At 43.9% G+C, this 6149-nt stretch carries 2 protein-coding genes, 15 tRNA genes, 2 rRNA genes and 1 pseudogene (1 of these 20 only partly in view); all 20 read right to left on the bottom strand.

The window, feature by feature from the left end; genetic code table 11:
• Positions 1-139: 139 nt before the first annotated feature.
• On the bottom strand, positions 140-592 hold the full coding sequence (locus tag ACUN28_RS26760; protein WP_016089404.1) for a YrhA family protein: 453 nt from the start codon (positions 590-592) through the stop codon (positions 140-142).
• Between the two features lie 155 nt (positions 593-747).
• Positions 748-1320, bottom strand: coding sequence for an imm11 family protein (locus ACUN28_RS26765; protein ID WP_016089405.1), 573 nt, complete (start codon positions 1318-1320; stop codon positions 748-750).
• A gap of 63 nt (positions 1321-1383) precedes the next feature.
• A pseudogene (locus ACUN28_RS26770) lies at positions 1384-1999 on the bottom strand (AHH domain-containing protein); the annotation flags it as partial.
• Between the two features lie 227 nt (positions 2000-2226).
• Positions 2227-2308: transfer RNA gene (locus tag ACUN28_RS26775), tRNA-Leu, on the bottom strand.
• A gap of 10 nt (positions 2309-2318) precedes the next feature.
• Positions 2319-2389, bottom strand: a tRNA-Cys gene (locus ACUN28_RS26780).
• A 14-nt stretch (positions 2390-2403) separates the two neighbouring features.
• Positions 2404-2478, bottom strand: a tRNA-Gly gene (locus ACUN28_RS26785).
• Between the two features lie 5 nt (positions 2479-2483).
• A tRNA-Gln gene (locus ACUN28_RS26790) sits at positions 2484-2558 on the bottom strand.
• Positions 2559-2621: 63 nt separating this feature from the next.
• Positions 2622-2697, bottom strand: a tRNA-His gene (locus tag ACUN28_RS26795).
• A gap of 19 nt (positions 2698-2716) precedes the next feature.
• Positions 2717-2790: transfer RNA gene (locus ACUN28_RS26800), tRNA-Trp, on the bottom strand.
• A gap of 7 nt (positions 2791-2797) precedes the next feature.
• Positions 2798-2881 (bottom strand) — tRNA-Tyr (locus ACUN28_RS26805).
• A 10-nt stretch (positions 2882-2891) separates the two neighbouring features.
• Positions 2892-2967: transfer RNA gene (locus tag ACUN28_RS26810), tRNA-Thr, on the bottom strand.
• 18 nt (positions 2968-2985) lie between these two features.
• Positions 2986-3061 (bottom strand) — tRNA-Phe (locus ACUN28_RS26815).
• Positions 3062-3070: 9 nt separating this feature from the next.
• Positions 3071-3146 (bottom strand) — tRNA-Asp (locus ACUN28_RS26820).
• 3 nt (positions 3147-3149) lie between these two features.
• Positions 3150-3226 (bottom strand) — tRNA-Met (locus tag ACUN28_RS26825).
• 24 nt (positions 3227-3250) lie between these two features.
• Positions 3251-3326, bottom strand: a tRNA-Val gene (locus tag ACUN28_RS26830).
• Between the two features lie 5 nt (positions 3327-3331).
• Positions 3332-3406: transfer RNA gene (locus ACUN28_RS26835), tRNA-Glu, on the bottom strand.
• A gap of 17 nt (positions 3407-3423) precedes the next feature.
• Positions 3424-3515: transfer RNA gene (locus tag ACUN28_RS26840), tRNA-Ser, on the bottom strand.
• A 2-nt stretch (positions 3516-3517) separates the two neighbouring features.
• Positions 3518-3592, bottom strand: a tRNA-Asn gene (locus ACUN28_RS26845).
• 8 nt (positions 3593-3600) lie between these two features.
• A 5S ribosomal RNA gene (rrf, locus tag ACUN28_RS26850) occupies positions 3601-3716 on the bottom strand.
• A gap of 101 nt (positions 3717-3817) precedes the next feature.
• Positions 3818-6149 (bottom strand): 23S ribosomal RNA (locus ACUN28_RS26855); it runs 590 nt beyond the window's last position.

Raw genomic sequence — 6149 nt, forward strand, 5'->3', positions numbered from 1 at the left:
TTAATTGTTGTTTATATAACAGAGCTGTTTCTTCTTCCAAAGTTTTACTCGTTAAAAAGAAATACTCTTCGATCTTTAGTCGTATTAGATAAATAAACTGTTCTTTCAAATGGATTTTTTGTTCTTCTTAATCCCCCTATTACAGAAGGGTTATTTTTAACGCTTCCTCAAGCATTGTATCGAAATCATTATATATTTTCATCACTGTGCCAGATGGTTTATCAAGTTCTAGATAAGTACCGTCTGATAAGTTTTTGCAAAACCACGCAATATTTGAATCCCCAAAGAAAAGATACTCTTTTTGAAATTCATTTTCATACCAAATCTCATTCGTATCTATAAAGCCGCAAATATGTTCATCTTTTTCTGTTTCTAGTAAAGGAGAATCGACTCCGTAAAGGACCAATCCATCAAAGTCTAAACCATTTACAGTTTTAAGAAACTCTTCGTATTCACTCGGTAAGTCAACATTAAATTTCTCTTTTACGTGTTTTCTTAATCTATGAACTTCAGTATCTGTTGCTGGTGTGTTCAAATTAAAGTTAACACTTTTCAGTATATCTCCAATTTCTAAAATCAGATTTTTCCACATATAAAAAACTTCTTTCTAAGAGTATTTATTCTCCTTTAGGATAACTATTATATTTGGGTATAGATCAAGTTATATCTGCACTATCTCCATCTTGTAAGTGTCTAGTTAATGTAAACCATTGTTTGAACTTCTATCAGTTATTTTAGGACTTTCTTTTACATGTTTGCTTCTGAATCCCATATCTCTATAAATTCAAAACCTTTTAAATCACTTTCTAAAATTGCATTTCTTAATTCGTCAGACACTAAAACAGTAGAGAAGTGTAATCTTTGATTTAAATAGGTTTTAAATATTATCTGCCCTTCAACTATATTAGGCAAAAATGCGTATTTTTCGAAACCTATTATTAATCTTGTACTTAGTTTTTCAAAAACTGCTTTATTGTAGTCAATTGCATCAATTGTATTTAAAACGTTTATTAGGTAATAAAATTCACCTGTAACATTATGAGTTAGCGGAAGAAACTCAACATTATTGCAAATTAAAGGCTCTAATACCTCTTTTGCTTTTCTACTAACCATTGGCGTGCCAAGTTCCCCCCAGAACATAGGACAATCACTATGGTTATCTCCTTCTACACATTCAACAAGAATTTCTCCCCATGAATCAGATAACTTTATTGCCAAATCAATTTTTTCATCAAAATATTTTTTACGGTCTTCTTTCAAATTTAATAGTTGAAAAGATTTATAGTTATCAAATAAGCTTTTTAATTGCCAAATTTTCATACCTTTTACTCCTTTATAATTTAATTAGTAAAACAATTAAGATTATTCAGGTTGATTTAATTTTTAACTACCGTCCAATAATCTTTCTCTTATATTCTGCAAAGCTGCAACTGCTCGATTACCCCCAAAGCGTTTAACTTCGCCTAATACTCTGTATACTTCTCTTATATACTCTGGACCATGATCACCTATATGTAATGCTTCAGTAGTCACATATTCATTCACTTTATACGGTAAAAATACCCCATTAGCAGCAGAAGCATGATGTATCTCAATCTCTTTTAATAATTCCTGTACTTCCACTGTCCTGCTATCATTTCAAGCTACAATGTGATGTGCTGCATTAGAATATGGGATTGCTTCAATTCCTGCAGCCTTAAGTTCTTCACGTAATACTTTAGATGCTATATACGAATCGGGATACTCATTTTTTTACATTTACTCTATCAAGAACTTTATCCACATAATCTTTTATTACTTCTTGTACACCCTTAATTCTACTTCTTCCACCAGTTTCGGAAAACATAAATGTATCACGAGCTTCTTGTAAAGCTTCAAAAGCCTTTATATGATTGTTACCAAAGCCACTAGTACCTGCAAATGCAAATCGTTCTTTCAATGGTAATTGATTTGAAACGGACGAGATACCTTCTGATAATTTTGTTAGATTCGCACCTTTTTCGATATTATCATCTGATAAATTTCCATCAACTAAATTACCATTATAACGTTCATCAGCATTACGTTAACCTATAAGAATTAACGTAATAGGCGATACATTAACATTAATTTGAACACATAAAAAAAGCGTCCCCACAAAGTAGGAACGCTTGATATTACTGTATACTCACGATTAATTGAAGATAAAAACAAATAAAAAAAGACGATCACTCGTCTTTTAACCGATACCGATGGTCGGGGTCGAACCGACACTCCCGAAGGAACACGATTTTGAGTCGTGCGCGTCTGCCAATTCCGCCACATCGGCACAAAAGAAAAGGCGGCAACCGGATTTGAACCGGTGATAAAGGTTTTGCAGACCTCTGCCTTACCACTTGGCTATGCCGCCATATTAAATTTCATTGGAGCGGAAGACGGGATTCGAACCCGCGACCCCAACCTTGGCAAGGTTGTATTCTACCACTGAACTACTTCCGCAAAAATGGCTGGGCTAGCTGGATTCGAACCAGCGCATGACGGAGTCAAAGTCCGTTGCCTTACCGCTTGGCTATAGCCCATCGATTTCTTACTTAATTATATGTAAGTATCCATTAGATTATTTGTAATTTTAAAAATAAAAATGGGGCGACTGATGGGAATCGAACCCACGAATGCCGGAGCCACAATCCGGTGCGTTAACCACTTCGCCACAACCGCCATGTTGTGTAAATATATTTGGCAGGGGCAGTAGGAATCGAACCCACACTGGAGGTTTTGGAGACCTCAGTTCTACCTTTAAACTATGCCCCTATGTAAATGGTGGAGGGGGGCAGATTCGAACTGCCGAACCCGAAGGAGCGGATTTACAGTCCGCCGCGTTTAGCCACTTCGCTACCCCTCCGAAACTTACATGGTGCCGGCTAGAGGACTTGAACCCCCAACCTACTGATTACAAGTCAGTTGCTCTACCAATTGAGCTAAGCCGGCGTATTTTATTAAAATAAATGGTGGCTCGGGACGGAATCGAACCGCCGACACGAGGATTTTCAGTCCTCTGCTCTACCGACTGAGCTACCGAGCCTTATTAAAATGGCGGTCCCGACCGGGGTCGAACCGGCGATCTCCTGCGTGACAGGCAGGCATGTTAACCACTACACCACGGGACCATTTGGTTGCGGGGACAGGATTTGAACCTGCGACCTTCGGGTTATGAGCCCGACGAGCTACCGTGCTGCTCCACCCCGCGACAATATTATTCATATAATTTATATGGTGGAGGATGACGGGATCGAACCGCCGACCCCCTGCTTGTAAGGCAGGTGCTCTCCCAGCTGAGCTAATCCTCCAAAAGTGGTGACCCGTACGGGATTCGAACCCGTGTTACCGCCGTGAAAGGGCGGTGTCTTAACCACTTGACCAACGGGCCAAATATTATAAATCCTATGGCGGAGAGCAAGGGATTCGAACCCTTGATACGCTTGTGACGTATACACGATTTCCAATCGTGCTCCTTCGGCCAACTCGGACAGCTCTCCAATGGCTCCGCAGGTAGGAATCGAACCTACGACCGATCGGTTAACAGCCGATAGCTCTACCGCTGAGCTACTGCGGAATAATATTGCCTGGCAACGTCCTACTCTCACAGGGACAAGGTCCCAACTACCATCGGCGCTAGAGAGCTTAACTTCCGTGTTCGGTATGGGAACGGGTGTGACCTCTCTGCCATCATTACCAGACATTATTCTTTTGAGACAATCATTATTATAACTTATTCACTTTAAAAGTCAATAAGTTTTTTATGTTCTCTCAAAACTAGATAACATTTGCTTCATATTATATGGTTAAGTCCTCGATCTATTAGTATTCGTCAGCTCCACATGTCACCATGCTTCCACCTCGAACCTATCAACCTGATCATCTTTCAGGGATCTTACTAGCTTACGCTATGGGAAATCTCATCTTGAGGGGGGCTTCATGCTTAGATGCTTTCAGCACTTATCCCTTCCGCACATAGCTACCCAGCTATGCCCTTGGCAGAACAACTGGTACACCAGCGGTGCGTCCATCCCGGTCCTCTCGTACTAAGGACAGCTCCTCTCAAATTTCCTACGCCCACGACGGATAGGGACCGAACTGTCTCACGACGTTCTGAACCCAGCTCGCGTACCGCTTTAATGGGCGAACAGCCCAACCCTTGGGACCGACTACAGCCCCAGGATGCGATGAGCCGACATCGAGGTGCCAAACCTCCCCGTCGATGTGGACTCTTGGGGGAGATAAGCCTGTTATCCCCGGGGTAGCTTTTATCCGTTGAGCGATGGCCCTTCCATGCGGAACCACCGGATCACTAAGCCCGACTTTCGTCCCTGCTCGACTTGTAGGTCTCGCAGTCAAGCTCCCTTATGCCTTTGCACTCTACGAATGATTTCCAACCATTCTGAGGGAACCTTTGGGCGCCTCCGTTACACTTTAGGAGGCGACCGCCCCAGTCAAACTGCCCACCTGACACTGTCTCCCGGGTCGATAAGACCCGTAGGTTAGAATTTCAATACAGTCAGGGCGGTATCCCACCAGCGCCTCCACCGAAGCTAGCGCTCCGGTTTCAATGGCTCCCGCCTATCCTGTACAAACTGTACCAAAATTCAATATCAGGCTACAGTAAAGCTCCACGGGGTCTTTCCGTCCTGTCGCGGGTAACCTGCATCTTCACAGGTACTATAATTTCACCGAGTCTCTGGTTGAGACAGTGCCCAAATCGTTACACCTTTCGTGCGGGTCGGAACTTACCCGACAAGGAATTTCGCTACCTTAGGACCGTTATAGTTACGGCCGCCGTTTACTGGGGCTTCAGTTCAGAGCTTCGCTTACGCTAACCCCTCTCCTTAACCTTCCAGCACCGGGCAGGTGTCAGCCCCTATACTTCGCCTTACGGCTTCGCAGAGACCTGTGTTTTTGCTAAACAGTCGCTTGGGCCTATTCACTGCGGCTTTCCGTTAAGAAAGCACCCCTTCTCCCGAAGTTACGGGGTCATTTTGCCGAGTTCCTTAACCAGAGTTCTCTCGCACACCTTAGGATTCTCTCCTCGCCTACCTGTGTCGGTTTGCGGTACAGGCACCTTTTATCTCGCTAGAAGCTTTTCTTGGCAGCGGGGAATCAAAGACTTCGCTCCATAAGGAGCTTCCCCATCACAGCTCAGCCTTCACGATAAGCGGATTTGCCTACTTATCAGCCTAACTGCTTGGACGTGCACAACCAATCGCACGCTTCTTCTATCCTTCTGCGTCCCTCCATTGCTCAAACGATAAAGAGGTGGTACAGGAATATCAACCTGTTGTCCATCGCCTACGCCTGTCGGCCTCGGCTTAGGTCCTGACTAACCCTGAGCGGACGAGCCTTCCTCAGGAAACCTTAGGCATTCGGTGGACGGGATTCTCACCCGTCTTTCGCTACTCATACCGGCATTCTCACTTCTAAGCGCTCCACCAGTCCTTCCGGTCTGACTTCACTGCACTTAGAACGCTCCCCTACCACTGATACCATTGGTATCAATTCGCAGCTTCGGTGGTGTATTTAGCCCCGGTACATTTTCGGCGCAGAGTCACTCGACTAGTGAGCTATTACGCACTCTTTAAATGGTGGCTGCTTCTAAGCCAACATCCTAGTTGTCTAAGCAACTCCACATCCTTTTCCACTTAATACACACTTTGGGACCTTAGCTGGCGATCTGGGCTGTTTCCCTCTTGACTACGGATCTTATCACTCGCAGTCTGACTCCTAAGGATAAGTCATTGGCATTCGGAGTTTGACTGAATTCGGTAATCCGATGAGGACCCCTAGTTCAATCAGTGCTCTACCTCCAAGACTCTTACACTTAAGGCTAGCCCTAAAGCTATTTCGGGGAGAACCAGCTATCTCCAGGTTCGATTGGAATTTCTCCGCTACCCACACCTCATCCCCGCACTTTTCAACGTGCGTGGGTTCGGGCCTCCATTCAGTGTTACCTGAACTTCACCCTGGACATGGGTAGATCACCTGGTTTCGGGTCTACGACCACGTACTAAACGCCCTATTCAGACTCGCTTTCGCTGCGGCTCCGTCTCTTCAACTTAACCTTGCACGGGATCGTAACTCGCCGGTTCATTCTACAAAAGGCACGCCATCACCCATTA

The organism is Bacillus sp. WC2507, assembly GCF_052656125.1.